General features: G+C 67.5%; 28 protein-coding genes. 21 read left to right on the forward strand and 7 right to left on the reverse strand.

Going from position 1 to position 26,202, the window contains the following annotated elements:
- Positions 1-13: 13 nt before the first annotated feature.
- Together AB0J40_RS41460 and AB0J40_RS41465 are read right to left on the reverse strand one after the other, a co-directional pair.
- The gene (locus AB0J40_RS41460; protein WP_364465057.1) at positions 14-2,047 is read right to left on the reverse strand and encodes an AbfB domain-containing protein; all 2,034 of its coding nucleotides are present in this window, start codon (positions 2,045-2,047) and stop codon (positions 14-16) included.
- 92 nt (positions 2,048-2,139) lie between these two features.
- Entirely contained in the window at positions 2,140-3,207 is a 1,068-nt protein-coding gene (locus tag AB0J40_RS41465; protein ID WP_364465059.1) for a hypothetical protein, read from the reverse strand.
- 301 nt (positions 3,208-3,508) lie between these two features.
- On the opposite strand from AB0J40_RS41465, the gene AB0J40_RS41470 reads away from it, so the two are divergent.
- The gene (locus AB0J40_RS41470) at positions 3,509-4,102 is read left to right on the forward strand and encodes a sigma-70 family RNA polymerase sigma factor (protein ID WP_364465061.1); all 594 of its coding nucleotides are present in this window, start codon (positions 3,509-3,511) and stop codon (positions 4,100-4,102) included.
- Positions 4,095-5,156 (forward strand): hypothetical protein, encoded by a 1,062-nt coding sequence (locus AB0J40_RS41475; protein ID WP_364465063.1) that lies wholly within the window; start codon positions 4,095-4,097, stop codon positions 5,154-5,156. The genes AB0J40_RS41470 and AB0J40_RS41475 overlap by 8 nt, the downstream gene beginning before the upstream one ends.
- Here AB0J40_RS41475 and radA read toward each other — a convergent pair whose 3' ends face one another.
- Entirely contained in the window at positions 5,157-6,515 is a 1,359-nt protein-coding gene (gene radA / locus AB0J40_RS41480) for a DNA repair protein RadA (protein ID WP_364465065.1), read from the reverse strand.
- A gap of 39 nt (positions 6,516-6,554) precedes the next feature.
- Positions 6,555-7,235: a hypothetical protein gene (locus AB0J40_RS41485; RefSeq protein WP_364465067.1), complete on the reverse strand. Its 681-nt coding sequence runs from the start codon at positions 7,233-7,235 to the stop codon at positions 6,555-6,557.
- A gap of 275 nt (positions 7,236-7,510) precedes the next feature.
- Between AB0J40_RS41485 and AB0J40_RS41490 the strand changes: the two genes are divergently transcribed.
- The 12 genes from AB0J40_RS41490 to AB0J40_RS41545 all read left to right on the forward strand — a co-directional run bounded on the left by AB0J40_RS41490 (position 7,511) and on the right by AB0J40_RS41545 (position 18,660).
- On the forward strand, positions 7,511-8,002 hold the full coding sequence (locus tag AB0J40_RS41490; protein WP_004559016.1) for a CarD family transcriptional regulator: 492 nt from the start codon (positions 7,511-7,513) through the stop codon (positions 8,000-8,002).
- Positions 8,003-8,042: 40 nt separating this feature from the next.
- The gene (locus tag AB0J40_RS41495) at positions 8,043-8,660 is read left to right on the forward strand and encodes a 2-C-methyl-D-erythritol 4-phosphate cytidylyltransferase (RefSeq protein ID WP_364465068.1); all 618 of its coding nucleotides are present in this window, start codon (positions 8,043-8,045) and stop codon (positions 8,658-8,660) included.
- Positions 8,657-9,127 (forward strand): 2-C-methyl-D-erythritol 2,4-cyclodiphosphate synthase, encoded by a 471-nt coding sequence (gene ispF, locus AB0J40_RS41500; RefSeq protein WP_364465070.1) that lies wholly within the window; start codon positions 8,657-8,659, stop codon positions 9,125-9,127. Before AB0J40_RS41495 ends, ispF begins: the two co-directional genes overlap by 4 nt.
- A 489-nt stretch (positions 9,128-9,616) precedes the next feature.
- The gene (locus tag AB0J40_RS41505) at positions 9,617-10,012 is read left to right on the forward strand and encodes a PPOX class F420-dependent oxidoreductase (protein ID WP_364465072.1); all 396 of its coding nucleotides are present in this window, start codon (positions 9,617-9,619) and stop codon (positions 10,010-10,012) included.
- Positions 10,013-10,021: 9 nt separating this feature from the next.
- Entirely contained in the window at positions 10,022-10,411 is a 390-nt protein-coding gene (locus tag AB0J40_RS41510) for a PPOX class F420-dependent oxidoreductase (protein WP_364465074.1), read from the forward strand.
- A 22-nt stretch (positions 10,412-10,433) separates the two neighbouring features.
- Complete coding sequence (locus tag AB0J40_RS41515) at positions 10,434-11,120, forward strand: HAD family hydrolase (RefSeq protein WP_364465076.1); 687 nt, start codon at positions 10,434-10,436, stop codon at positions 11,118-11,120.
- A 42-nt stretch (positions 11,121-11,162) separates the two neighbouring features.
- On the forward strand, positions 11,163-12,551 hold the full coding sequence (cysS, locus tag AB0J40_RS41520; protein ID WP_364465078.1) for a cysteine--tRNA ligase: 1,389 nt from the start codon (positions 11,163-11,165) through the stop codon (positions 12,549-12,551).
- A 28-nt stretch (positions 12,552-12,579) separates the two neighbouring features.
- Positions 12,580-13,536, forward strand: a complete 957-nt coding sequence (rlmB, locus tag AB0J40_RS41525; RefSeq protein ID WP_364465080.1) for a 23S rRNA (guanosine(2251)-2'-O)-methyltransferase RlmB — start codon at positions 12,580-12,582, stop codon at positions 13,534-13,536.
- 53 nt (positions 13,537-13,589) lie between these two features.
- Positions 13,590-15,023 (forward strand): MBOAT family protein, encoded by a 1,434-nt coding sequence (locus tag AB0J40_RS41530; RefSeq protein WP_364465082.1) that lies wholly within the window; start codon positions 13,590-13,592, stop codon positions 15,021-15,023.
- 573 nt (positions 15,024-15,596) lie between these two features.
- A complete protein-coding gene (locus AB0J40_RS41535; protein ID WP_364465084.1) occupies positions 15,597-16,997 on the forward strand; it encodes an SIR2 family protein in 1,401 nt (466 codons plus the stop codon).
- Positions 16,998-17,158: 161 nt separating this feature from the next.
- Positions 17,159-17,908: a DNA-processing protein DprA gene (locus AB0J40_RS41540; RefSeq protein ID WP_364465189.1), complete on the forward strand. Its 750-nt coding sequence runs from the start codon at positions 17,159-17,161 to the stop codon at positions 17,906-17,908.
- Positions 17,909-18,195: 287 nt separating this feature from the next.
- Positions 18,196-18,660 carry a phosphoribosyltransferase gene (locus tag AB0J40_RS41545; RefSeq protein WP_364465086.1) on the forward strand — a complete coding sequence of 155 codons (465 nt, stop codon included), beginning with the start codon at positions 18,196-18,198 and terminating at the stop codon, positions 18,658-18,660.
- A gap of 7 nt (positions 18,661-18,667) precedes the next feature.
- On the opposite strand, the gene AB0J40_RS41550 is transcribed toward AB0J40_RS41545, so the two are convergent.
- Genes AB0J40_RS41550 through AB0J40_RS41560 form a run of 3 tightly spaced genes read right to left on the reverse strand, consistent with a single transcriptional unit; the run spans position 18,668 to position 20,650 of the window.
- Positions 18,668-19,411 (reverse strand): hypothetical protein, encoded by a 744-nt coding sequence (locus AB0J40_RS41550; protein ID WP_364465088.1) that lies wholly within the window; start codon positions 19,409-19,411, stop codon positions 18,668-18,670.
- Positions 19,412-19,427: 16 nt separating this feature from the next.
- Positions 19,428-19,898 carry an NUDIX domain-containing protein gene (locus AB0J40_RS41555; RefSeq protein ID WP_364465090.1) on the reverse strand — a complete coding sequence of 157 codons (471 nt, stop codon included), beginning with the start codon at positions 19,896-19,898 and terminating at the stop codon, positions 19,428-19,430.
- Between the two features lie 8 nt (positions 19,899-19,906).
- Complete coding sequence (locus tag AB0J40_RS41560) at positions 19,907-20,650, reverse strand: DUF5919 domain-containing protein (protein WP_364465092.1); 744 nt, start codon at positions 20,648-20,650, stop codon at positions 19,907-19,909.
- A gap of 236 nt (positions 20,651-20,886) precedes the next feature.
- On the opposite strand from AB0J40_RS41560, the gene AB0J40_RS41565 reads away from it, so the two are divergent.
- The 7 genes from AB0J40_RS41565 to AB0J40_RS41595 all read left to right on the forward strand — a co-directional run bounded on the left by AB0J40_RS41565 (position 20,887) and on the right by AB0J40_RS41595 (position 26,201).
- Positions 20,887-21,114 carry a hypothetical protein gene (locus AB0J40_RS41565; protein ID WP_364465094.1) on the forward strand — a complete coding sequence of 76 codons (228 nt, stop codon included), beginning with the start codon at positions 20,887-20,889 and terminating at the stop codon, positions 21,112-21,114.
- 19 nt (positions 21,115-21,133) lie between these two features.
- The gene (locus AB0J40_RS41570) at positions 21,134-21,580 is read left to right on the forward strand and encodes a hypothetical protein (RefSeq protein WP_364465096.1); all 447 of its coding nucleotides are present in this window, start codon (positions 21,134-21,136) and stop codon (positions 21,578-21,580) included.
- 246 nt (positions 21,581-21,826) lie between these two features.
- Positions 21,827-22,093, forward strand: coding sequence for a hypothetical protein (locus tag AB0J40_RS41575; RefSeq protein ID WP_364465098.1), 267 nt, complete (start codon positions 21,827-21,829; stop codon positions 22,091-22,093).
- Positions 22,074-22,325, forward strand: a complete 252-nt coding sequence (locus AB0J40_RS41580; RefSeq protein WP_364465100.1) for an AMED_5909 family protein — start codon at positions 22,074-22,076, stop codon at positions 22,323-22,325. Before AB0J40_RS41575 ends, AB0J40_RS41580 begins: the two co-directional genes overlap by 20 nt.
- A gap of 335 nt (positions 22,326-22,660) precedes the next feature.
- Complete coding sequence (locus AB0J40_RS41585; RefSeq protein WP_364465102.1) at positions 22,661-24,214, forward strand: FtsK/SpoIIIE domain-containing protein; 1,554 nt, start codon at positions 22,661-22,663, stop codon at positions 24,212-24,214.
- Entirely contained in the window at positions 24,211-24,597 is a 387-nt protein-coding gene (locus tag AB0J40_RS41590; protein WP_364465104.1) for a hypothetical protein, read from the forward strand. Before AB0J40_RS41585 ends, AB0J40_RS41590 begins: the two co-directional genes overlap by 4 nt.
- Positions 24,597-26,201 (forward strand): replication initiator, encoded by a 1,605-nt coding sequence (locus AB0J40_RS41595; RefSeq protein WP_364465106.1) that lies wholly within the window; start codon positions 24,597-24,599, stop codon positions 26,199-26,201. The genes AB0J40_RS41590 and AB0J40_RS41595 overlap by 1 nt, the downstream gene beginning before the upstream one ends.
- Position 26,202 lies beyond the last annotated feature (1 nt).

A 26,202-nucleotide genomic window follows, 5' to 3' on the forward strand; every position in this document is an offset into this window, starting at 1 on the left:
TCAGTGCGGGCCGCTAGGCCGTTCCGACACAGCGCGAGCGGCTGTCGGTCACGACGCCGTCGGACTTCCGGACGGAGACCGAGCCACCCTGGAAGTTCTGGCAGATCGCGGTGGCCGTCTCGGCCGGGTCGGCCGCCGGGAAGCCCAGGTAGGAGCGTTCCCAGTCCAGTGCCCGCCAGCGGTCCTTGACGCCGCCGGAAACGGGGTGCGCACCGGTCGTGCTCGTCCAGTAGATCGACCCGCCGCCGGCGAAGTGGTTGTACCGGCCGCCGCCCGCCGGGGTGGACGTCTCATCGATGGTCGGCGCGCCGAAGGCGGCCGAGTGCGGCAGGTCGCGTTCGATGTACTTGGCGAGGATGTTGCCCTCCAGCTCCTTCGCGCCCGTGGCGGTGGACCAGACGAGCCGGCCCTTCGTGTAGTCGCGGTACCGCAGGGAACCGTCGGTCACCTCGTCCGCGACCGGGTCGCCGACGCGCGCACGCACGGCGTCGTCGTTGAGCCAGCGCCGGTGGATCGCCGAGCTGGTGGCGTTCTCGCCGTCGACGCGCCACAGCCGGTCCTCTTCGAAGAGGCTCACCGCGTCGTACGGGTGGGCGCCGCTCTTGTCCGCCGCGTAGAGCAGCCCGCCGTAGTGCCGGAGGAACCGGCCGGGCGCGCCCTTCGACTCCAAGGTGACCGTGCCGGCGTCCGTGCCGGACCGCGAGCACCAGGTGGCGTCGGACCGGAACCGGTCCGAGCCGTCGCTCGCCGCTGCCAGCACCTTGAAGTCGAGCTGCCGCAGGTACGTGCCCGGGCTGGTGACCGACTCGAAGGAGTGGCAGTCGAAGTCCGCGAGACCCGGCACGACTTTCCAGGTGAAGGGCACGCCGTCGGCCGGCTGGGGAGCGACCGGCCCGAAGTCGATGACGGCCTGCGAGCCCGTCGCCGCGCGGATGTGGGCGCCGCGGGACCCCGGCGTCTGGGCGCTCAGCGACTGCCGGAGGACGCCGTCCTCGTACTGGCCGATGCGCAGGAACCGGTCGACCGCGCCGGCGTCCCCGGCCAGCGCGGTGGTGGCCGCCGCGACCAGCGCCGGGTGCATCCCGCTGTTCTCGGCCTTCACCTTGAGCTCGTTCAGGCGCTTGCGGTCCGCGTCCGCCTTCTTCTGCAGCGCGATGGCGATGTCCCGCCGGTTCGCGTCGTAGATGCCGGTGTCGATGAACGCCTTCCAGTCGGCCGGGTTGCTGCTGCGCAACGCGGTCTCGGCCGCGATCGCGACCTCGGTCCCCGGCGTCGCCCGGTTCCAGATCTCGCGGACGAAGTTCTCGTCGGACAGCACCAGCACGCTCTCGGTGGCGACGATGCCGAGCACGGCGGCGGCGTTCGCCTTGGCGTTGCGGGCGGCGATCCGCGCCTTCTCCGCCTCGCTGGCGGCCTGGTCGGCGTCGATCGCGTCCTGCTGGTCCTGGGCGTGCGCGGTGACGATGCCGTTGAGCAGGAACTCCTTCTGGGCCGCTTCGTCACCGCCGAACGCGGCCAGCGCGGCGGCCTTCACCTTCGGCCCGGTGGCCCGCTGCCAGAGCGCGTACACGAAATCGCGGTAGCTCTGCACGAGCAGCTCCGGTTCCGCGGCGATCCCGATGGTCGCCGCGGCGTGCTGCTTGAGTTCGCGGGCCTGCCGCGCGATCTCCGCGTCACGGATTTCGTTGGCGTCGTCGCGCTTCTTGGCCTCGTGGATGCCGGTCTTGATCCACTGCGTGCACTCGAGGTCGGTGCCCGAGAAGGCGAGTTCCGCCGAGGCCCGGACCTCGCGGCCCGTGGCCTGCCGCCACAGCGCGATGACGAAGTTGCGGTCGTTGAGCACCAGGAGGTCGTCGCCGGCCAGGATGCCCAGCACGGCGGCCGCCCGGACCTTGTCCTCCATCGTGGACTCGGGCGCGGCGGCCGTGGCCGCGCTCGCGGCCGGGACCGGGACCGCCGCGACGGCGGGCACCGGGACCCCGGTGAGCCCGCCGGCCACGGCCAGGGTGACGGCCGCTGCGACCGCCAGATTCGTTCGCCTTCTCATGTTCCCCTCGGGTGGTGTCGTGCGCGATCCACGCGGACGCGCGGTTCCGCCGGTCCCGCGGCGAGCGGGACCGGAGAACGGATCGGGTGCGGTCAGTTGCCCGCGCGGACCCGCTGTTCGCCGTCGAGTGCCTGCTGCAGCAAGGAAGTCCAATAGGCGGCTTGCTGAACGGCGAAGTCGCGCTCCGCGGTCCAGTCGGCTTCCGCCGCCCCCGCCGGGCCGGCCACGGCGGCCCAGTTCGGCCCGGTGGCGGCGTTCGCGGCGGCGGTGACCGCCGCCCAGTTCGCCGCCTGCGCGTCGGTGACCCGCCGCGCATCGTCCCAATAGGACAGTGCGGGCGCGGTCTGCCTGCCGACGGCCTGCCAGGCACCGACGGCGTTGGCGCGGGCCTGTTCGGCCAGCTCGGCCGAGGCGTTCTTGGCGGCCTCCTCCGCCGCGGCGGCGTCGGCCAGCAACCCCGTGACCGTGACCCGCCACCGCGCGTCGTCGTCGGCGGACCGCTGCCGGAAGGATTCGAGGTCCAGCCGGGCGCCGAACGCCCAGCCGCTGGCGAAGAACTCGACGAGGTCGTCGTCCGTCGCGCCGGCGCGCACCGCGTACGCCGCGCTCACCCGCACCTGCGCACCCGGGTCGCGCTCGGCGAGGTCCCGGACGAAGACGCGATCGGCGTCCGAGAGCGCCTTGGCCTGGTCGCCCCGCGCTTGCCGGGCGGCCGCGTCACGCTGCTTCGCGGCTTCGAACCCGCCGTTGGCGAAGAGCTCGCGATCGGCGTCGTTCCGGCTGTTCACGGCGTACTGCGCCGCGGCGTGGACTTCGGGCGCGAACTCGGCGGTGAAGGCCGCGAGAACCCGCTTGGCGAAGTCCGCGTTGCGCGCCTTCCGCTCCGCGGACAGCCGGACCGCGTAGTCGTAGCCGGAGGTCAGGAACTGGGCGATCGCGGCGTCCGGGTCGCTCGACAGCAGCGCCTGCCAGGCCGCGATCCGGACGAGCGACCGCGGGTCGCGCTGCGCCAGGTACTGCACCCAGACCCGGTCCGCGGCCGGACTGGCCGCGAGCGCCGCCGCGCCGGGAGCGCTGCCTGCCGCGAGTGCGGCCGCCGGGCTCAGCACCGACACGACCACCGTGAAAAAAGCACCGCAAAGCACCGCGCGAACGCGCATGGATTCCCCTCCCCCGCACCCGCCCCTCCCGGACGGTCGCTCCACCAACCTAGGAAAGCGCCCAACCCGGAGCAATTGAGATCAAGGTCATAGTCTCGACATTCCGGTACTCGGTAACGAAGTACGCGCACCAGGCGAAAGACGTGGTCCAGTCCTTTCCGCCGAATGCGCGACTCGCCGGGCCGACCAGGGCGGAAGATCGCCTTCGACGCTCGGGGCCCGGCCGGACCCGTCCCGAACGGCGCACGACGAAAGTAGGTTCGCCCGTGAACGCTGAAGCGCGCTGCGGGCAACGGGGGGCATGCAGGTGATCCACGAGGGATCGGAGCTCTGGGGGCCCGACCGCCCGGACCTGGGCGGAAGTGAGCCCGGGCCGGCGTTCGGGCGGCTCTTCGACGCCCACGCCGCCGCGCTGCGGCGCTACCTCGCCCGGCGCGTCGGCCCGGAGCCGGCCAACGACCTCGTCGCCGAGACCTTCCTCGTCGCCCTGCGGCGGCGGGAGTCCTACCGGCCGGAGCTCGGCACCGCGCGGTCGTGGCTCTACGGCATCGCCACCAACCTGCTGCGCCACCACGTGCGGTCCGAGCTGCGCGGGCTGCAGGCCACCGCGCGGCTCGCGCGCACCGGCGACCACACCCACGCCGCGCACGACGGCCGCGTCGCCGAGCAGGTCGACGCCCAGGTCCGCGCCGCCCAGCTCGCCGGCGCGCTGGCCAAGCTGAGCCCCGCCGACCGCGACACGCTGCTGCTCGTCTCCTGGGCCGGGCTCGAACCGGCCGAGGTCGCCGAAGCCCTCGGCATCCCACCCGGTACCGTCCGGTCCCGGCTGCACCGGATCAGACGCTGGCTCAGGACGAACGCCCCGGCTCAAGAGGAGGTGCAGGACCTTGCGTGAAGACAACGTCCGGAAGATCTGGTCCGACGCCGAACTCGACGCGGCCCTGTCCGACCTGCACGACGACGTCGAGGAGGACGACGGGCTGGCGTTCGCGCGCGCGTCCCTGATGGCCGCGGCCGGCACCGCCGAAGCACCGCCCCAGCCCCGCCGGCGTGGCACCTGGCGGTGGATCGCGGTGGCCGCGGCCGTCGTCACGCTGGTCGGCGGGCTCGGGATCGTCGTTTCGCTGCGCCCGCCGGCGCCGGAACCGGCGCACCCCGCCGCGCAGCTCGCCGACCCCGACCGGCCGCTCGCGCCCGGCGAATTCCACTACGCGCAGAAGCTCGCGTGGGTGAGCCAGATGACCTTCGGGCTGCCGTCGAAGTTCCAGCAGATGGTCGAGCTGTGGATCCCCGCCGATCCCACCGGCGTCTGGCACCGCCGCACGAGGTGGACGGGCGGGATCAGCGGGCTGGACGCCGCCACGCAGGCCAAGGTCCGCCTCAACCGGGCCCCCCTCGACGAGTACGGCCCCGGCGGCGTGTTCCCCGGCCGGCCGCCCACGAACTGGCTGGCGCCGGACGCGGCGTTCGTCGCCTCGCTGACCCCCGACCGCGCGCAGGTGGCCAAGGCCCTGCTCCGCGACAACCACGGGGCTCCGGCCGAGTCGATCGCGATGGTGCGCAGCGTGCTGGGGCTGGGCCTGGTCGGCAAGGACGTCCGGATCGCCCTGCGGGACGCGCTGACCGCGCTGCCCGGCATCTACGCCGAGGCCGGGCACACGCCCGACGGGCGTCCCGCGACGGTCGTCGTCGGGAAGGACAAGGGCCAGCGCCTGTACCTCGACCCGTCGACGGCCCAGCTGATGGCCGCGGCCGACGGCGTGTTCTCGGTGACCGGTCAGCCGAGCAACATCCCGATGAGCACGTCGGAGATACCGCCGAGCTCCCCGGCGTACCCGTCGACGACCGTCACGATGTCCTCGGAAATCCCGGTGTTCCCGCCGAACGCGCAGAAGCTCGGCGAGCCGGACGCCGTGTACTCGTTCTCGATCACCCGGGCGTCGGGGTGATCAGCGGGCGTGACTGGCCGCGTTCAACGCGTCCGCGACGTTCGCCACCTCCAACACGCGGATTCCCGCCGGCGGCTTCCCCGAGTCCGGCGGGACCAGTGCGTGCGTGAAACCCAGCCGCGCGGCCTCGGCCAGCCTGCGCCCGACACTCGGCACCCGGCGGATCTCACCGGCCAGCCCGACCTCGCCGACGGACACCAGCCGGGGTGACAGGGCGACGTCTCCGAAGCTCGACGTCAGCGCCAGCACCAGCGCGAGGTCGATCCCGGGCTCGGTGATCTTCATGCCGCCGACCGTGGCGGCGTAGACGTCCTTGTCGCCGAGCTTCAGCCCGCCGCGCTTCTCGAGGACGGCCAGGACCATCGCCACGCGCGCCGAGTCCAGCCCGCTCACCGCGCGCCGCGGCTGCGGCGCCGACGTCGACGACACCAGCGCCTGGACCTCGCCCAGCAGCGGCCGCTTGCCTTCGAGGGAGACGGTGATCGCCGTGCCGGGGACCGGCTCCGCCGTGCGGCTGATGAACAGCCCGGACGGGTCCGGCACCCCGACGATGCCTTCTTCCTGCAGCTCGAAGCAGCCGATCTCGTCGGCGGCGCCGAAGCGGTTCTTGATGCCGCGGACCATCCGCAGCGTCGAGTGCTTGTCGCCCTCGAACTGCAGCACGACGTCCACCAGGTGTTCGAGCACGCGCGGGCCGGCGACCGAGCCGTCTTTCGTGACGTGCCCCACCAGGACGACGGGCAGCCCGCGCTCCTTGGCGAGCGCGACGAGCCCGGACGTCACCGCGCGGACCTGCGTGACCCCGCCCGGCGAGCCGTCGACCTGCGGAGATGCCATCGTCTGCACCGAGTCGACGATCAGCACGCCCGGCTTGACGTCGTCGACGTGGCCGAGGATGGCGGAGAGGTCGCTCTCGGCGGCGAGGTACATGCGGTCGTGGACGTTGCCCGTTCGCTCGGCGCGCAACCGGACCTGGCCCGCGGACTCCTCGCCGGTGACGTAGAGGGACCTGTCGACGGTCTTCGCCCACTGGTAGGCGACCTCGAGCAGCAGGGTCGACTTGCCGACCCCGGGTTCACCGGCGAGCAGGACGACAGCGCCCGGGACGAGACCGCCGCCGAGCACCCGGTCGAGCTCGGAGACACCGGTGCGCCGGGCGCGCGCGGCCTCGACGTCGACCTCGCCGATCGGCCGCGCGGGTGCGCTGGGCGCCCCGGCGGCGACGCGCTGGATGGCCGGCTTGACCGGCGCCCCGCGTTCCTCGAACGAGCCCCATTCCTGGCACTCCGGACACCGGCCCAGCCACTTGGCCGCTTCGTACCCGCAGCTCCCGCAGCGGTAGGTGGTCCCCTTCTTCACCCCGCGAGGCTATCGGCGACCACCGACAAAACCGGGGACCTACTCCTTGACGTGCGCCGGAGCCGCGACCGGCAGCTCCACGGTGACCGGGCCCGCGTTCTGGAAGACGAACGTCACCTTGATCGTCTGCCCCGGCCACAGCGGCTGCTTCAGCGCCGGCAGCTTGACCGTGGCCTGGCCGACCTTCTCGGGCGCTGTCGGCGTCGCGGCCGGGCCGGACGACGGGACCTCGGACGTCGACGACGCCGTCAGGCTGCCCGGGGTGTTGGTCTCCGACTTGGTGGGAGTCGAGCTCGCGGACGTGCCCGTCGACGAGGGCGCGCTCGGCGGTGTGGTCTGCACCTCGTTGGTGGACTCGACCGCGTCGTCCGGGCCGATCACCAGGGAGTGCCCGGCGACGACGGCCTTCGAGCCGCCCACGGTCGCCTGGGTGCCGTCCTCGGTCGTCACCGAGATGAGCGAGTCGTCCTGGGTGCCGATGTTCACGACCGTCAGCGTCAGCGACGGGGTCGCGCCGGCCGGGTAGCCGGGGCCCGACGTCGGGTACTGCACCGCGGCGTCACGCAGGACAATGGTCTTGACCTGGGCATACGTGCCGTTGACGGCGGGCTGCTGCGAGTCGGTCTGGGTGATCTGGCCGGCCCCGCACCCGGCGAGCACGAGCGCGGCACCGAGCGCCAGCACGCCCGCGCCGAGCACGCGACGATTCTGCAGCCTCACGTCGCAGTCCTTCCAGTTTCACGGCCTCGTCCCCGCGAAGACTAGCCGGGCGCGATCTCCCGGGCAGAACCGGTCCGCGTTGCGCCCAAGATCAACCGTCCACAAAGGATTTCGTACCACCTCGGGAAACGCGTCCCCATCACCTGCATGAGCACGGGCGTCGGACGTTTGTCAACCCCCGCCCAGGCCGCTGACCTGCGAGGACGAGTCCGGCCCGCTAGGTGGGCACTGGCGGACCGTGCTAGGATGGAGTCAGCGAAAGGGGCAGAGGACACATGGTTTTCAAGGTCGGAGAGACCGTCGTCTACCCGCACCACGGTGCCGCACTCATCGAAGCCATCGAGACCCGCGTGATCAAGGGCGAGGAAAAGAAGTACCTCGTCCTCAAGGTCGCGCAAGGGGATCTCACGGTTCGCGTGCCCGCTGACAACGCCGAGATCGTCGGCGTTCGCGATGTCGTCGGGCAAGAAGGACTGGACAAGGTCTTCGACGTTCTGCGTGCTCCGCACACCGAGGAGCCAACCAACTGGTCTCGTCGGTACAAGGCCAACCTCGAGAAGCTCGCCTCCGGCGATGTGAACAAGGTGGCCGAAGTGGTGCGCGACCTCTGGCGGCGAGAGAAGGACCGCGGGCTTTCGGCAGGCGAGAAGCGCATGCTCGCCAAGGCGCGGCAAATTCTGGTCAGCGAGCTCGCGCTCGCGGAGGGCACCGACGAGGACAAGGCTGAAGTCCTCCTCGACGAAGTTCTGGAAACCGCGACGGTCTGAGCCCAGGGCATCCCACGGGTGCCTCTACGATCGCGAACCGATGAACGTCGTCGCGATCGTGACCGTCGCACATCATGCCTCCGACGGAGAGCTCGCTCTCACGCCGGTCCATGGTGAGGCGCTACTCACGCACACCGTGCGGGGGCTGCTCGGCGTACCGGAGATCGATCTGGTGCTCGTGGCGGCCCCCCAGCGGTGTGCGTCGTTGTTTTCCGAGGCCGTCACCGGCCTGGACTGCCGGGTGGTCCCCGGCTCGCTCCGGCAGGCCTTCGCCGCCGTCGAGCCCGATCTTCCCCGTGACTCAGTTGTACTCCTCCACGACGCTCTGCGGGCCTTCATTCCTGCGGAGACTGTGCGCAATGTCATCACTGCGGTGGGTGACGACCCGGTCGTCGTCCCGGTGCTGCCGATGGCGGACACGGTGAAGGTGACCGATTCGTCCCTGATCGTCGGAACCGAGGACCGCACGCGCCTGCGCACGGCCCAGACCCCGATCGGCTACCGGCTGCCGGCGTTCCTGTCGGCGGCCGACCCGTGGGACGCCACCGGCGCGGCACTGGTCGACGGGCACCCGGACGCGATGCGCGTCACAACGGATTTCGAACTATCCCTGGCCGAGGCGATCGCGGCGGCACCGAAGAACGAGGAGACGCTGTGAGGATCGGCAACGGGGTCGACGTCCACCCGATCGAGGCCGGCCGCGAGTGCTGGATGGCGGGCCTGCTGTGGCCGGAGGTGGACGGTTGCGCGGGCCATTCGGACGGCGACGTGGCAGCACACGCGCTGTGCGACGCCCTGCTGTCGGCGGCCGGCCTGGGGGACCTGGGAGCGGTGTTCGGCACGGGCGACCCCCGGATGGACGGCGCCCACGGGGCGGACATGCTGGCCGAGGTCCGGGAACTGGTCCACGCCGCCGGTTGGCGGGTGGGGAACGCATCGGTGCAGATCGTGGGGAACGCGCCACGCGTGGGGAAGCGGCGCGAGGAGGCGCAGAAGGTGCTGTCGGAGGCGGTCGGGGGACCGGTGAGCGTGTCGGGGACGACTTCGGACGGGCTGGGCCTCACGGGGCGCGGTGAGGGGATCGCGGCCTTCGCCACGGCGCTGTTGCTGGCGGCGGAGGAATAGGCCTGCTTTGCGCGGCGGCGCTGGTCCGGAATACGGCCCGTTCCGAGGCAGCCCGGGCCGAGGGTCGCGCCGGTCCGAGTTGTCCACAGCCGGGCCGAGATGTGGACAACTCGGCCGCAGCCGCTCGGATTTCGGCTTTTTGTCGGCCGCCCCCGATACGCTGGACAAGGGCACGCCCCCCAGAGGAGGGCGGGGGTGCTCGCGAGCCGGCCCGGCCCCCGCAACTGCGCCGTGATCCCCGCCTCAGCGTCTCCATCACCGACGCCGTCGATCCCTACCGCCACACCGGCTGCGATCGGATCTGGACACCGGTGAGGAAAACCGCCACTGGCGGTCGAGCAACAGGCCTACAACAGCCGCCTACGCTGCCTCGGCGAACGCGCCCCTTCAAACCCGCTGGCCAGCACTCCACCTAGTCACCCCTCGCCGGTTGGAGCGCTTGAGTCTCAGCCGCGGAATAGGCCCCCGCCGAGGCCGGTTCGGCGTGATATGGCCCTCACCCTCCCGGACGCCGTCCGCGCCCTGATCGACGGGAAGAACTTCGCCACCGTCGCCACCCTCGACCCCGACGGCGCCCCGCAGACCTCCGTCGTCTGGATCGGCCTCGACGACGGTGACCTCGTCTTCAGCGCCACCGAAGACCGCCGGAAGGTCCGCAACCTGCGCCGTGATCCCCGCCTCAGCGTCTCCATCACCGACGCGACCAATCCCTACCGCCACACCCAGCTGCGCGGCACCGCCACGATCACCCCCGACCCCGGCAAGACCCTCCCCAAGACCCTCAGCCACAAGTACCTCGCCCAGGACCCGCCGCCCGAAGGCCCCGAAACCGAACGCGTCGTCGTCCGCCTGAAGGTCGACAAGATCGCCGGCAACGTGAAATAGGGTCCGGGTGTGAAGTTCAACGAAGCCACCAAGGCCTTGCTCGACGGCGCCAACTACCCCGTCGTCGCCACCACGAACGCCGACGGCTCGCCGCAGAGCTCCGTCGTCTGGGCGAAGCGGGACGGCGACACCGTCCTCTTCGTGACCGTCCGGGGCCGGCGCAAGGAGCGCAACATCCGGCGCGACCCCCGCGTCTCGCTCTCCGTCTTCGACCTGGCCGATCCCGAGAACTACGTCGAGATCCGCGGCCGCGCCGAAGTCACCGCCGAAGGCGGCCGCGAGCTGAACGACGAACTCGCCCGCAAGTACACCGGCACGACCTTCCCACCCGAGCCGGCCGACGTCGTGCGCGTCCTGGTGCGCGTTGTCCCCGAACACATCACAGGGCACTCGGCCTGAAGATCCCGTTAGGCTGAAAACCATGACGATCAGGGCCGTGTTGTTCGACTTCTCCGGCACGCTCTTCCGGCTCGAGCAGGACGAGTCCTGGCTCACCGAACTGACCGACCACGACGGCGAGCCGCTCGACATCGAGGCGCAGGCCGAGCTCATGCGCCGGATGACCGCTCCCGTCGGGCAGGTCGTCGAGCTGGACGCCGAGCACGTGCACGCCTGGCGGGAGCGCGACCGCGACCCCGCGCTGCACCGGAAGGTCTACCTCGAGGTGCTCAAGAAGTCGGGCGTCCCGCACCGCGACCAGGCCGAAGCGCTCTACAACCGGCTCATCGATCCCAGCCAGTGGACGCCGTACCCGGACACCGAAGCCGCGCTGAAGGCGGCGTCCGAGCGGGGCCTGAAGGTCGGCGTGCTGAGCAACATCGCCTTCGACATCCGGCCGGCCTTCACCGCACGCGGGTGGGACGCCTACGTCGACGAGTTCGTGCTGTCCTTCGAGGTCGGCGCCGTCAAGCCGGAGCTGGAGATCTTCCGCCGGGCAGTGCAGTCGCTCGGCGTCCCGGCCACCGAGACGCTGATGGTCGGCGACAGCGAGGAGGCCGACGGCGGCGCCCGCGCCCTGGGCTGCGAGTTCGCGCTGGTCGACCCGCTGCCCACGGCGGAGCGGCCGGACGCCCTGCTCACGGCCCTGCGCGGCTACGGCGTCGGCTAACCGGCTGCGACCTCCCCCACACCCACCCCGTACCCTTTCAGGGTGGCCCTTCACCTTTTCGACACAGCGACCCGGAGCGTGCGGGAGTTCCACCCCGTCCGTAGCGGAACGGCGTCGATCTACGTGTGTGGTGCCACCGTGCAGGGCGTTCCGCACATCGGGCACGTCCGCGGCGTGCTGAACTACGACGTCCTGCGCCGCTGGCTCGTCCACAGTGGACTGGACGTGCTGCTGGTCCGCAACGTCACGGACATCGACGACAAGATCCTGACCAAGGCCGCCGAGCACGGCCGGCCGTGGTGGGAGTGGGGCGCGACGCACGAGCGCGCCTTCGAGGAGGCGTACGAGCAGCTCGGCTGCCTGCCGCCGTCGATCAACCCGCGCGCGACCGGGCACGTCACCCAGATGGTCGAGCTGATGGAACGCCTCATCGAGAGCGGCCACGGCTACGTCGCGGACGGCGACGTCTACTTCTCGGTGAAGTCGTTCGACGAGTACGGGAAGCTGTCCGGCCAGGTCCTCGAGGACGTCCAGCAGGGCGAGACGCCGACCCGCGGCAAGCGCGACCCGCGCGACTTCACCATGTGGAAGAGCGCGAAGCCGGGCGAGCCGTCGTGGCCGACGCCGTGGGGACACGGCCGGCCGGGCTGGCACCTGGAGTGCTCGGCGATGGCGACGGCCTACCTCGGCGCGGAGTTCGACATCCACGGCGGCGGGATCGACCTGGTCTTCCCGCACCACGAAAACGAGCGCGCCCAGTCGAACGCGGCGGGCGACGCCTTCGCGCGGTTCTGGCTGCACAACGCCTGGGTGACCATGTCGGGCGAGAAGATGTCGAAGTCGCTCGGCAACACCGTGTCGATCCCGTCGATGCTGGAGCGCTACCGGGCGCCGGAGCTGCGCTACTACCTGGTCCAGCCGCACTACCGCTCGACCATCGAGTACTCCGACGGCGCGCTGTCCGAAGCCGCGCAGGGCTACCGGCGGATCGAGACGTTCCTGCGCCGCGCCGCGCAGTCCGGCGAGGTCGCGCTGGGCACGATCCCGGCGGAGTTCGCCAACGCGCTGGACGACGACCTGGCGACGCCGCAGGCGTTCGCCGTGGTCCACACCACGGTCCGGGACGGTAACGCCGCCCTGGACGCGGGCGACACCTCCAAGGCACTCGAATTCGCCGCGGCCGTCCGCGCGATGACCGACGTGCTCGGCCTCGACCCGCTGTCCGCGCGTTGGTCCGAGGCGGGCGGTTCCGACACGCCCACCAAGGACGCGCTGTCCCGGATCGTCGAAGGGCTGCTGGCCGAGCGCCAGCAGGCCCGCGCCGAGAAGGACTTCGCCCGCGCGGACGCCGCCCGTGACCGCCTCTCGCAGGCGGGCATCGTGGTGGAGGACACCCCCAACGGTCCTCAGTGGACAGTCAAGTCCGACTGATCCCGTTACGAGCAAGGAAACTTTCACCATGGCAGGCAACTCGCGGCGCCAGGGCGCGATCCGCAAGGCGGGCACCAAGAAGGGTGCCGTCGTCGGCTCGGGCGGGCAGCGCCGCAAGGCCCTCGAAGGCAAGGGACCGACCCCGAAGGCGGAGGACCGGCCCGGGCACAAGGCGTACCGCCAGGCCAACGCCGCGACCAAGCGCGACCAGGCCCGGCAGAAGAAGGCCGACAAGCCGGAGCTGATCGCCGGGCGCAACCCGGTGGTGGAGGCGCTGCGCGCGGACGTGCCGGCGACGGCGCTGTACGTCGCGCTGAACATCGACATCGACGACCGCGTCAACGAGGCCGTCCGGCTCGCCGGCGACAAGGGCATCTCGATCCTGGAGATCCCGCGCGAGGAACTGGACCGCAAGACGAACCGGGCGGTGCACCAGGGCCTGGGCCTGCAGGTCCCGCCGTTCGAGTACGCCCACCCGGACGAGCTGATGGCCGCGGCCCGCAACTCGGGCGAGGTGCCGCTGTTCGTCGCGCTCGACGGCGTCACCGACCCGCGCAACCTGGGCGCGGTGATCCGCTCGGCGGCCGCGTTCGGCGCGCACGGCGTGCTGCTGCCGGAGCGGCGCAGCGCGGGCATGACGGCGGTGGCGTGGCGCACGAGCGCCGGCACGGCGGCGAAGCTGCCGATCGCGGTGGCGACCAACCTCACCCGTCAGCTCAAGGCGTGGGCGAACGAGGGCCTGATGCTGGTCGGCCTGGACGCCGACGGGTCGGTGGACATCGACGAGCTGGAGCTGGCGGCCGACCCGCTGGTCATCGTGCTGGGCTCGGAGGGCCGCGGCCTGTCGCGCCTGGTCCGCGAGACGTGCGACGCGACGGTGTCGATCCCGATGGCGGCGGGCGTGGAGTCGCTGAACGCTTCGGTCGCGGCCGGCGTGCTGCTCGCCGAGGTCGCGCGCCGCCGCCGTGTCGCCGGTCGGGTCTGACGGCACCACCCGGTCGGGTTAAGGTCACCATCGGATAAAGCCGAGGGGACCCGATGTCGTTCGTATCGCCACTGTTCCTGTGGTACTTCATGCCGGCGGTGCTCGTCGCCGTGCTGGTGTGCCCGCGGAGCTGGCGCAACGGCATCGTCGCGGTCGGCAGCCTGCTGTTCTACACGATCGGCGCGGGGCCGTTCGTGTTCCTGCTCCTCGGCTGCATGGTGGTCAACTTCCTGGCCGGCCCGCTGCTGGCGCCGAACCCGTTCGACGTCAACGGCGTCCGGCGGCGCCGCATCCTCATCGCGGTGGTGTCGCTGGACGTCGCGGTGCTGCTGATCTGGAAGTACGCGGGGTTCGCGACGCAGCAGATCGCGGCGGTCGCGCACTGGTTCGGCGGCAGCGTGCCGGTGGCGAGCCTGGTGGTGCCGATCGGCATCTCGTTCTACACGTTCCACCACATCTCGTACGTGGTCGACATCTACCGCGGCGAGCGCCAGGCGTTGCGCAACCCGGTGTCGTTCGCGGCGTACATCGCGATGTTCCCGCAGCTGGTGGCGGGCCCGATCGTGCGGTACCGGGAGATCGCCGACCAGCTGCCGCAGCTGCGTTCGCACCGGCTGGACGACATCGCGGCGGGCTTCCCGAGGTTCGCGCTGGGCCTGTGCAAGAAGACGATCATCGCGGACTCGCTGAGCCCGCTGGTGGAAGCGTGCTTCAAGGTGCCCCCGGACGAAATGACGTTCGCGACAGCGTGGCTCGGCGCGATCGGCTACACGCTCCAGCTGTTCTTCGATTTCTCGGGCTATTCGGACATGGCGATCGGCCTGGGCCGCATGCTGGGGTTCCGGCTGCCGGAGAACTTCGCCCGGCCGTACTCGTCGGTGACGATCACGGAGTTCTGGCGCCGCTGGCACATGTCGCTGTCCCGCTGGTTCCGCGACTACGTGTACATCCCCTTGGGCGGCAACCGGAACGGCGCCGCCCACACGTACCGCAACCTGTGCATCGTGTTCGTGCTGACGGGTTTCTGGCACGGCGCGCAGTGGACGTTCCTGGTGTGGGGCTGCTACCACGGGGCACTGCTGGTGATCGAACGACGGTTCGGCTTCGACCTGGACCCGTCGTCCCGCTGGTCGCGGCTGGGCCGCCGGGCGCTGACGATGCTGCTGGTGGTGTTCGGCTGGGTGTTCTTCAGGTCGGCCGACCTGGGCCACGCGCTGTCGATGATCGGCCACATGCTGATCCCGGACCTCGACGGCCTGGGAGCGGGCGTCGAAGAGGCGTTCACGAACCAGCGGCTGGTGCTGCTGCTGGCGGCGCTGGCGGTGTTCCTGCTGCCGGCCCACCCGGTGACGGGACCGCTGCTGGAGTCGTCCCGAAGCCGCCCGGCAACGGCGCTGCGCATCGGCGTGATGACGGTGGGGCTGGTGTACGCGGCGATCCTGATCGCGACGGGCACGTTCAGCCCGTTCCTCTACTACCAGTTCTGACGGCCGCCCCTGGACGGGTGGCGCTTCGGTCGCCTGCACTGCCTTCTACCTGCGGTTTCAGGTCTCGCGAGTTCTCCGCACTTCTCGCCGGTGCCCGTCCTCAGACGGCCTGGAGACGGCCTGAGCGGGCCTCGGCCACTCCTCCCCCATCGTCCCGATAAGCAGCCATCCTCAGCGGCCGTCGCGCCGGGTCAAGGCACGCTTCCCAGCCTTGACGCGGTGCGACGGCCGTTGGACGATCCGGCGCTCGGGTCGGTGGGGCTGGTGACGGACATCGAGTAGCCGGCCATCTGCCCGAGCTGGCCTCTTGGAGCTGAGGTAGACCTCTCGGCGGCGCGCTGTGCCCGGCTGCACTCGGCGGGCTCGGCCCGCGACCGGCGGCCGGAGCGGAGCGGCAGGCCGTCCGTGTCGCACGGGGCCGGAGCCCGCCAACGCAAGGTGACCAGCGCGCCGCCGCCGGCGGCTCGCCTTGATCCCATAGAGCCAAGTTCGGCAGCCGCCACGTCTGGGTGCAAAGTGAAGACGGTAACTTGACGTAGCACCTGGGAATTAGATGCCGACTATACTCAGGCCATGCCAATGACCGAGCGTGACATGTTGACACAGTATGGGGAAGCTGTGTTCTCGGGTAACGCTGCTCTGTTTGTCGGCGCAGGCTTGTCGATGGGGGCCGGCTATCCGAGTTGGAATTCGTTGCTGGAGGACGTCCGCGCTAAGGTTCGCGTACCTGAGGACTTCTCCGACCTTCCGCTGCTCGCGCAGTACTTCGTTCAAACCGAGCCAGGCGGAAGATCGGTTCTAAACAATCTCATACTCGGTCGACTGAACGAGGTCGAGACTAAGTCAAGCGTCGGACACAAGCTGCTCGAACAGCTTGACATTGATGATATCTGGACCACAAACTACGATTGCCTTATCGAGGATAGCATTCCTCAAGCTCGTGTAATTACCTCTGATGGCGACTTGCTTCTACGAAACGTCCCTCAACGTCGGCGCGTTACAAAAATGCACGGAAGCCTATCTAGCGGGGGGCCAGCCAGATGGCTAACCCCTCCAGTTATTACACGCAGCGACTACGAGCGCTACGAGTTGACCTATCCGCGCTTATGGGCCACCTTGAAGGCGACATACCTCACCAAGTCAATGCTATTCCTAGGATTCAGCTTCACTGATCCGAACATAGAAATTCTACTTAAGCTCTCTAGGTCACTTCAGAAAAGCGAGTACGCCGAGCACTTTACAGTACTGCGTCGGCCGGATGACCCAGCCGAGCGCAGGCTGCACGACTTACGCGTCGTGGACCTGGAGAACAGCAATATTGGCGTCTGCGAAGTAGACGATTTTGAACAACTCAATGAATTTCTTAGTCGCCTGGTCAGACGGACAAAGAAGAAGAAGATTTTCGTCTCTGGAGGCGCCCCCGACAGCGGAGATGTTACCGAGGTTGCAAAACTACTCGGAAGTCGGCTCGCTGAATTTGAGTTAGGAATTATCAGTCTCGCCGGGAAAGCGGCAATGATTGTTTCCTATGAGTTTGGTCGAGAAAGGCGAATGACCGACCGTTACGATCCGTTCTCTATTGAGCTCTTCTTTCGCCAGAAGAGCGGCGAGGCCCCTGCACTGAAAGAACGAGTAGGCACGGCAATATACACGAACTATGACCAAGCAGACCTTAGGAGGCATGTTATCGACCAGAGCCGATCGATGGTAGTAATTGGCGGCGCAGACGGAACCATGGATGAGATAGAGCTTGCCTTAGGAATGGGCGTGCCGGTTATCCCGTTGGCTCACACCGGCGGCGCGGCCCGAGCCGCCTGGTCCGGACGTACTATGCCAGAACTTCTCTCATTAGATGACGATTCAACTGTCCGGCAGGACGATTGGAAACTGCTGAATGACTTGGACCCTCGCGTCGCCGTATCGGCTGCGGTGAGAATGGTTCGCCAAACGATGTATTTGAGTGGTCCGACATGACAATAGGACTTCTCGGTAAACTACTTGACGCAGATGATGCGTCTTCAGTTGATGCGGCAGCGACCGTCCTCGCCGCTTTGGAGTTAGTTCCCGCACATCCGCGGGACCTGACCGACGTCTTGAGGACTCGTTCGACCGGAGTACGCCGAGTCTCAGAACGAATGAATGAGTTTATTCGATATATTGATCAGAGACTCGATGAACGCCGGGTCGATTTTTGGCTCTCAACAGCACGAAAGCTTACCGAGCAAGACTCGCGACTGAGCTTGTACCTGGTCACCGACCATAACTTCCCTCGAAATCTACGAGAGTCATACGACTGTCCCCCGTTGATTTGGGTGCGGGGTGAACTTTCTCCCGAAGACAATAGTTCGATTTCGATCATTGGAAGCCGAAGAGCATCACGTGACAGCCTCGACTTCTCCTATGAAGCAGCCTCAGCAGTCGCCAAGAGTGGGTTCTGCGTTATTTCGGGCCTTGCTCGTGGGATTGACACCGCGGCACACAGGGCTGCCATCGATTTGTCCGCAAGAACAGTCGGGGTTTTAGGCTTTGGAATAGGCTACCCTCTTTACCCTCCAGAAAATGCTGTTCTCGCCGAGAAAATTCTTGACAATGGCGTCCTTCTGACTTACTTCCCCCCATCTTCGCCACCAACTCCCAGTTCATTCGTCGCAAGAAACTCTGTGATCAGCGCTCTTTCTAAGGTTAGCCTCTTGGTCGACGGGGAGGAAAAAAGTGGCAGCAGAACCGAGGTGGAATTTGCGCTGCAACAAGGGCGACGGGTACTGTTCTGGCGGGCGGCCGCCGAAAAGCATTCGTGGATCAGATTATTCGCAATGCAAGAGAATGTCGGAATAGTCGAGTCTTCCGATGACGTGGTCGACGAACTTAGAAGAGCGTACGTATAGTGCTTTCTAAACTAAGACTAGAGCAGGCGCTACAGCTAGAGTCGGCTTTAGCCGATCTGCTTGTCAGCATTCCTTCCGATGGTACAGATATCTGTCCAATTTGTCGGAGCTGGCGACATGAGCGTTTTCCTCTCTGTTCGAACTGCATGGAGATGTCGGAGTCGCTTTCTCGGCCATGCGAGCTTGTCATACCCATCTCTATGTATCGCAAGCCCTCCGCTTTGAGAGATGTTCTTAGCTACTATAAGCCAGGACGCGAGAAGTTCGAGCCGTCGTATGGTCGGTTCGTGGCGCTGATATTGGACTTGTTCTTACACTATAACCTTGCGCTTCTCGAAGATGTGACAGAAGGTTTCGATTGTGTCGTGACCGTCCCATCGACACGTCCTGAACCTTCCGATTCTTTGCAAAAAATCATTGAAGGTACTGATAGCTTCAGCGCGCCCTATATACAACCCCTTCGTCGAGGGCGGGTTGATCTAGGTTCGCGAGTGATGAGCGATGAAGGTTTTTCAGTTCATGGAGATATACACGGACGCAGGGTTCTCTTATTAGACGATGTTTACACAACAGGTTCTCGCGCGCAGAGTGCTGCATCTGCACTAGCTCTGGCTGGGGCAACCGTAGTAGCCATCTTGGTACTCGCTCGTCGCATCAACCCCGAGTTTAATGAAGCATCAGCTCGCGTGTGGCAGCGACAAGAGAAAATGCGTTTTACTTTCCCGCGCGCGATGGACTGGCTTATCGATTGAATGACAACTAGGCAACGATCTCGATCACGCGAGGTGTTATCTGTTCTGCGCCACCAGGTGACACCCGAAGTGCGCATGCGCCTTCAAGTAACTGGTGTGCGATCCAGCGATAATCTATGAGCGGGGTAAATAGCAGAGCCTTCGCAAGGAATTGCGTAAGCTCAGTGTCAGTGATCAGACTCGCACCGTAAAAGTGATACGAACGTCCCGAATCCAACACTACGCCGGGAAGCCCCAGTCGCCGGACAACATTTGACACGACCGAGTGATTTGAATGCGTCGACTTCAATCGGAAGTCAAGCATGGGAACGTGTTTGTATTCATCTTCCACGGTTAGCACCTTCGAGCTAACCATCAATGAATAGTCGGCAGGCAAAAGTGCAATAGTCGCATCGATCTCTTTGACAAGGTCCGATGAGGTTGCAATCTCCACCTTCTTTTGAGTCGATGTTTCGACATGAAAAGTAGCAGAGTCTAGTACCCTTTCCGGTATCTCCTTACCCGAGTTTGTCGCAACAAAGAAAATACTCATCCAGTAAGGAATATTGAAGTTCTCCCTGAGCTCAAGCGCTTGCGGTACGAACTCCTGAATTTCAGGACTTTTGCCGAGGCCAGGGCTGCGACCCGCCGGCTTGGGGTCCACCTCGAAGAGCGTCAGTTTTTTGATTTTTTCCTCGGACAATGCGTCAAGGACGCCAAGAACGTCGTCTGCCCTCTTCAGCAAGTTAAGCGTACCAGTTACACCTGTCATTGCACTCACATTTCCACTAACTGAAGAAGGTTGACTTTTCTTCTGCTAAGCCATGCTTGATTCGTAGTTTTATAGTTGGGTGAATTTGTATCGAGCTAGTTTGATTGGGTGAGATCCAGTCAACCTCGCTGCTTTCATTGCTGGTCCGAAGAGTCCCACTCACCTGTTTCGCGCGGAAGCAGATTGAAAACTCCTGCCGAACTTCTCCGTCATCGTAGGCGATGACGTGCCTCGGGTCTGAGTACAGTCCGATTACCCCCGTGACTTTGCACTCGATGCCTGTTTCCTCGCGGACTTCTCGGACCGCCGCCTCGGCCAGAGTCTCGCCGAGTTCCAGCTGGCCGCCTGGGATGGAGTACAGGCCGTTGTCGGTGCGCCTGATCATCAGGATCCGGCCATCGTCGTCCTGGATGAACGCAGATACCGCCACTGCGATGCTGTTGGCCTTCGGCGCGTTGGGGTCGTTGTAGTAGTCGACTCGGGTCATGCTGCCTCCTAGAAGGTGGCCGGCTTGGCGAGGTTCCAGACTGACTCGAAGCTCTCCGAGTAGGTCTCGAAGAGGTCCCCCGCAGAGAGTCTCCGCAGGTGGAGGGAGGGGGCGTGGGCCCCCTGGAACCCGTACACGTGCGTGTTGATGATCATCTCGTCGTCGAACCGGAAGATTGAGTTGTAGAGCGTCGTGTTGTGGAACCGCATCTCCACACCGTCAACGCCAACCAACGGTCGGTAGGACGCCAGGGCGTTGCGGATGCGCGCCGCGAGCGTCCCGTCGCCTAACTGCTCTTCCTCGCCGCGCAGGGCGACGCTGTCTCCCTCGGGGTCTCCGAACGCGAGCCGGATTCGAGCGCCGGCCTCGGCCTTGGCTGCAAGGTCCTTAATGAACCGCGGGCGTTCCACCAGGAACAACGCCGCGTGTACCAGGATTTCGACGGTCTCCGATGCGTCCTTGATCAGCCGATCCCACAGTTCGACGGGGACGGCGTTGCGGTGCGGGAAGACCTGTACCAGCTCGGCGGCGGCCGTCTCGGCCTTGCGCTCCGGGGCTACCGAGTCCGGCCACAGGTAGGTCTCTGACTCGCGCGCCATGGCGGCGATCTTGTGCCGGTGCTTGGGGTAGGGCGTCCGGTTCTTGGTGATCCAGCGCTCGACGGTCTTTTGATCGACCCCGACGGCCTTGGCGACCTGCTCCAGCGTCAGGCCGTTGCGCAATAGCGCGTCACGCAGGCGTTCGTTCGGCATCGGCACCCCTCGGGACGTGTAGGGACGTCTTCGACGTTACCAGGGACGTCCCAAGATGTCCCGCCACGTGGTGATCACGTCCCGCGTTTTGGCGGAGATTGGGTGTCAGGTTGCCGGGGCAGGCCCGGTGCCAGGACACCGAGGAGGAAGGCGTGACCACTGAAACCACTGTCCGGCCGGCTGGCTTGGACAAGCGGGCGGTACCTCGCCGACGTGCGGCGTAGGCGCGGCGTGGCATGCGCGACACGGTTCAGATCCACGTCACGGCTGATCTGCCGATTCGTGTCAGGGCGCTGACGTACGCAAACCGCGCGGAAGTCCGGTTCGGCAAGGCGTTCCCGGTGGTCCTGCTCGTGGACTCCGACGCCATCGCCGTACTGCGGAGGGAACTGGACGAGGTGAGCGCGGCACTGGACGCCGCAGCGGCACGAGGCGGAGAACCGCCAGAAGCTACCAACCAATAGAAGACACAAGGGATTCAGCATGGCTATCGACAAGGGACACCGGTTCAGCATCGACTTCGACGACGCGTTCACGCAGGGATTGGTGATGGTGGGCGAGGTGTCGCCCGACAACGAGTACCAGTCGCGGGAGGACCGGGCCGCCAATCGCCCGGTGCGGCAGCGGGTCGACGAGATCACCGGGAAGCGGCAGTGGAAGGTCATGGTCACCGACCCGGCGGAGACGCGGGCGAAGCGGGCCTCGTTCGAGATCACCCTTCTTGCCGATGTCCAGCCGGTGCCGACCACCTCGGAGGCACTGCCCGGGATGCGGCCGATCGAGCTGGACGGTCTTACGGCCGAGCCGCGCGTGGCGGGGCAGGGTGAGTTCAAGTACCAGTCCTACGTGTTTCGCGCGACCGGCTTCAAGCAGGCCGTGAGCAAGGCGTCTCGGTCCGGTGGGTCCGGTGAGACGGCGAAGGCGGCGTGACAGGGATGGGCTTCCGCGAGCGGGTCGAGGCGTGGGAGCAGGCGTATCGGGACTACATGGCCGCGTGGGAGCACGGCCGTGCGGTGCTGTCGCCGGTGAGTGCGACGAATACGGCGAATGCTGCTCGGCGGGTGTCGCGGGCGTGGCACGAGCTGGCGCAGGTGCGCGGGTTGCCGTGGTGGTGTGTGGCGGCGCTGGAGTCGGCGGCCGAGGGGTTCGCCGACCTGGCCCGGGAATGGGAACAGCATGACGGCAACGTGGGACGGGCTGGGTCTGCGCTGGACGGTCGGGGCGGGGACCGAGGTGACGGTGGAGGAGACCGGGACGGGCGCGTCGCATCCGCCGGTCCTGGTGATGGCTGGTGGGCTGTGCGTGGTGACGCTGGTGCCGCCGGAGGACCAGACCGCCTGGATGGGATGCGCGGTGTTCCTTCGCCGGCTCCGCGATCACGCCGAGGACCTGGCGGCGCTGCTGGAAGCCCGCGCGGGGAGGCGTGACGGTGCGCAGGGGTGAGCCGAAGACGCTGCGGGACGCCCACGAGGTCGTGATGGACCGCCGGCCACCGAGCGACGCGAACCCGTCGGTGTGGCTGGCGTTCCGGCTCGGCAACGCACGGCTGTACAAGGCTGTCGCGGACGTCGACCGGGGTCACCACCACGAGGCGTTGTACTGGGCCGGATACGAGGAGCGGAAAGCGGGTGAGATCTCGGCAGAACTCCAGGCGGAAGGGACGCCTGCTGATTAGTCGCATGTAGACGACCGAAAAGTCAACAGTAGTAGCGAAAAACGCGCGCTTCAGCGTGCGGTGATGAAGCACGTCCTGTTGCGGGTGCGTGTGATCCGTTAAGGCGCAGAAGCGGTGCCTGGCTACCAACCTTGCCGCTCCTGCGCTGTCCACAACCAGCGGAAGTGAACAATGACAACGCTAAACGACGACAACCGGCGAGCGTCAACGGGGGTCACCCGAACGCGCTGCGCCTCCTGCCAACGATTCGCCAAACTCCTGCCCGGCGAAACCAAATGCGCCCCGTGCTTGGGAATGCTGCCGCTGGACCTCCGCGTGAAGCGGGGTGGTCGGTGATGTCTCCCGGCCTCGCGATAGTGGCCCTGGTTGGGCTGGGGCTCGGTGTGTGGGTGCTGCACAAGGTCGGCCGCGCCCTGGCCTCGATTCTGGAAGCTCTGGCTGCGGCGGCTGTGGTGTTCGTGGCCTTGTGGTGGCTGTGCAAGGCCGTCGTGTGGATGCTCGCGCAGGTCGTGACCCGGTGGCGGACCAGCCTCGCCGTGATCGCGGTCTACGCCTGGTGCGAACTGTTCGGCTGGTTCTCCCTGGCGATCATCTTGGGCAGCGTCGCGGCGGTCCTCGTCGCGTGGTGGGTGATCGATTCCGTTTCGTTCGATCAGTGGTGCGGGCGGCTCCTGCGCTCGTGGTGGGCTCGGTGGGCGGTGTACGGGCGGAAGCTGCCGGAGTGGCTGCACGCATGCGGCCTGTCCGTGCGGGACGAGGCGCTGCCGGTGGTGGTGAACGTGAACCTCGTCGGCCGTCGACGCGCCCTGTCCCGCTCGGCCTCGACTCGCTCCGGCACCCGGATGCCGAAGGTGCTCGGTGTGCGTTCCGGTGCCTCGTGGGACGAGGTGCGGGTGGAACTGGTGCCCGGCCAGAAGCCGGAGGACTTCGACGACGCCGCCCGTGCCCTGGCCGTCGCCCGCAAGGTCACTCGCTGCCAGGTCCGCGAACTGGCCCCCAACGTCGTGTCCATCGACTTCCAACGCCGTGACCTCCTCGCCGACGGGGTGGCCGGCCCCCAGGTCCCCGACGGCGTCGACACGACCGGCGTGGACCTGCGCAACGTCTGGGCCGGGCGGACCGAGTACGGGCGTGACTGGCGGGTGCCCCTGCTGGGCTCCGGCGCGCACTGTCTTACCGCTGGTGCCTCGGGCGCGGGCAAGAACTCGGTGATGTGGTGCCCACTTGTGGCGGCGGCCTCGGCGATCCGGGCCGGTGTGGTGCGCATGTCCGGGATCGACCCCAAAGGCATGGAACTGGCCTACGGGCGCGGGATCTTCTCCCGCTACGCCGTGGGCGGCAAGGACGCGGTCGAGCTGCTTGACGGCCTGGTGGAGGAGATGGAATCGCGCAAGCGTGCCTTCGCCGGTCGGCTCCGGACTATTCCGGTGTCGACGGAGTATCCGTTGGAGCTGCTGGAGTTCGACGAGATTGGCGCGTTGACCAAGTACACCGACCGCAAGACCCGTGAGGCCATTGTGGAGCGCGTCGCGCTGCTGACGACGCAGGGGCGTGCGCTGGGTATTTCGGTCCGTGGCTACGTCCAGGAGCCCACCAAAGACACCGTCCCGGTCCGCGAGCTATTCACCCGGCGGGTGTGCCTGCGCGTGACGTCCAAGACGCACGTCGGGATGGTCCTCGGGGATGGCGCGTACGAGCGCGGGGCGTGGGCGAACCGCATTGGCGATTCGGAGGCCGGTGTGGGTTACGTGTGGGGCGAGGGCATCCGCGAACCGCTGCGTGTCCGGGCCGGGTGGGTCTCCGACGGCACCGTGAAGGCGCTGGAGGCGTACGTGACCAATGGTGGTGTCGCGGATCTGCGACACGGCGGTGAGGGGGTGGCCGCGTGAACCGGCTGATGATCTTCCTTGACGCCATCCGCGACCACCTCGACTCCCACCAGCTGCCGCCGGCCGCCTCGGTCGACGTCAACGCCTGGTCCAGCCCGATCACCGTCCAGCTCGACGTCGACGGACTCCCCGAGGTCGCGCGGGCGTTGCTGGCGTGGACGCAGACGCTCGAGGACGTCTCGGCCCGGCTGTGGCGGCTGTGTGACGGCAAGTGGGTGCACATCTCGATCACCGGCCGGACGCCCTGCGGCATCCCGGTCCAGGTTTACGGCGTGGTCCGGTTCGAGCCGAGCATCTTCCCCGACCTCCCGGCCGGGGCGAAGCAGGACATGCCGGTCTATCTGCTGCGTGGCTGGTCGACGCCCGGGGAGGTGGCGGCCTGATGACCGAGACACGCGCCGAACGGATGCGGACACCGCTGGCCGCCGACGTGATCCGCGCGACGGCAGAGAAGCACGGCGTCTGCGTCCGGCCCTTCACCATGGAAGTCGGCGACACCATCACCGGCGAACTCCGCTACGTCCCGGTCCCGTGCGGCTCCACCGTGGAATCGGTCTGCCTGCCGTGTGCCAGGAAGGCGAAGGCGCTTCGGCAAGCCCAGTGCCGCGAAGGGTGGCACCTGACCGAAGAACCCGACCTCACCCCCAAGCCACCGTCGGAGGATCACAAGGAGCTGCTGACCTACCGGGCGGACCTGGCGGCGGCCTATCGGGAGGTGGTCGAGCACGACCAGGCGGAGGCGGAGGAACTTCGCGATGAGATCGCGGGTGTGGATGCGGAACTTCGGCAACTCGGGATACGCGGTCGGCTGCCCGCCCTCGACGTCCCGACCAAGCGGGCGGTGAAGCGGTCGACCCGTCGTCGGCAGGACGCGCCGAACCTGCCCCGGCGGAAGGTCGTCAAGACGACGGTCGGGCGAGAGTTCGCGGGGAAATTCAGGCCGTCGATGTTCGTCACGCTGACCTGCGACACCTACGGCCCGGTCCGCGACGGTGCGCCGGTCGACCCGTCGCGGTACGACTATCGGCGGGCCGCCCGGGATGCCGTGCACTTCTCCGCGCTGGTGGATAGGTGGTGGCAGAACCTGCGCCGGGTCGTGGGCTGGGATGCGCAGTACTTCGCGACCGTCGAGCCGCAGAAGCGGACCGCTCCGCACCTGCACGCGGCGATCCGCGGGGCGATCCCGCACGACGTCATCCGCCAGGTCACCGAAGCCACCTACCACCAGGTCTGGTGGCCCTACCACGACCAGGTGGTCTACGTCGACCGGCTGCCGGTCTGGGACCCGGACACCCGGGCGTTCCTCGACCCGGATACCCGCGAGCCGCTGATCACCTGGGACGACGCCGTGGACCAGGTGGAGGACCCGGCGCACGTGGTGACCTTCGGGCAGCAGGTGCATTCGAAGGGCATCCTCGGCGGCACCGAAGAGGCCGGCCGCCACATCGGCTACCTCACGAAGTACCTGACCAAGTCCACCGGTGAGGTGGTCGAGGCCGATACCGCGCGGCTGCGGGATCACCACGACCGGCTGCACGCCGAGCTGTCGGTCACCCCGTGCTCGCCTCGCTGCGCGGTCTGGCTCCTGTACGGGGTTCAGCCCAAGGGCGCGGGCAGCAAGACCACCCCGGGGCACTGCAAGGGACGGGCTCATCGGCGGACCACGCTGGGGCTGCCGGGGCGTCGGGTATTGGTGTCGCGCAAGTGGTCGGGCAAGACCCTCGACGACCACAAAGCCGACCGGAAGGCGTTCGTCACGCAGGCGTTGGCCGCGATCGGGATCGAGAAGCCGCAACCGGACCCGGCCCGGCTCGTGTGGCGGAAGGTCGAGCCCGGAGACCCGCAGGTACCGCCCCGGCCACACCTGGTCATGCGCGCGATCGCGGAACGGATCACGTGGAAGGCCGAATACGACCGGGCGCTACTCGCGGCCGCCGGACCACCAGGGGACGGTCCGGAAACTTCGGCAACTCAGCTCGCGGCTTAAC

It is taken from the genome of Amycolatopsis sp. NPDC049691 (assembly GCF_040675005.1).
Taxonomy (GTDB): Bacteria; Actinomycetota; Actinomycetes; order Mycobacteriales; family Pseudonocardiaceae; genus Amycolatopsis.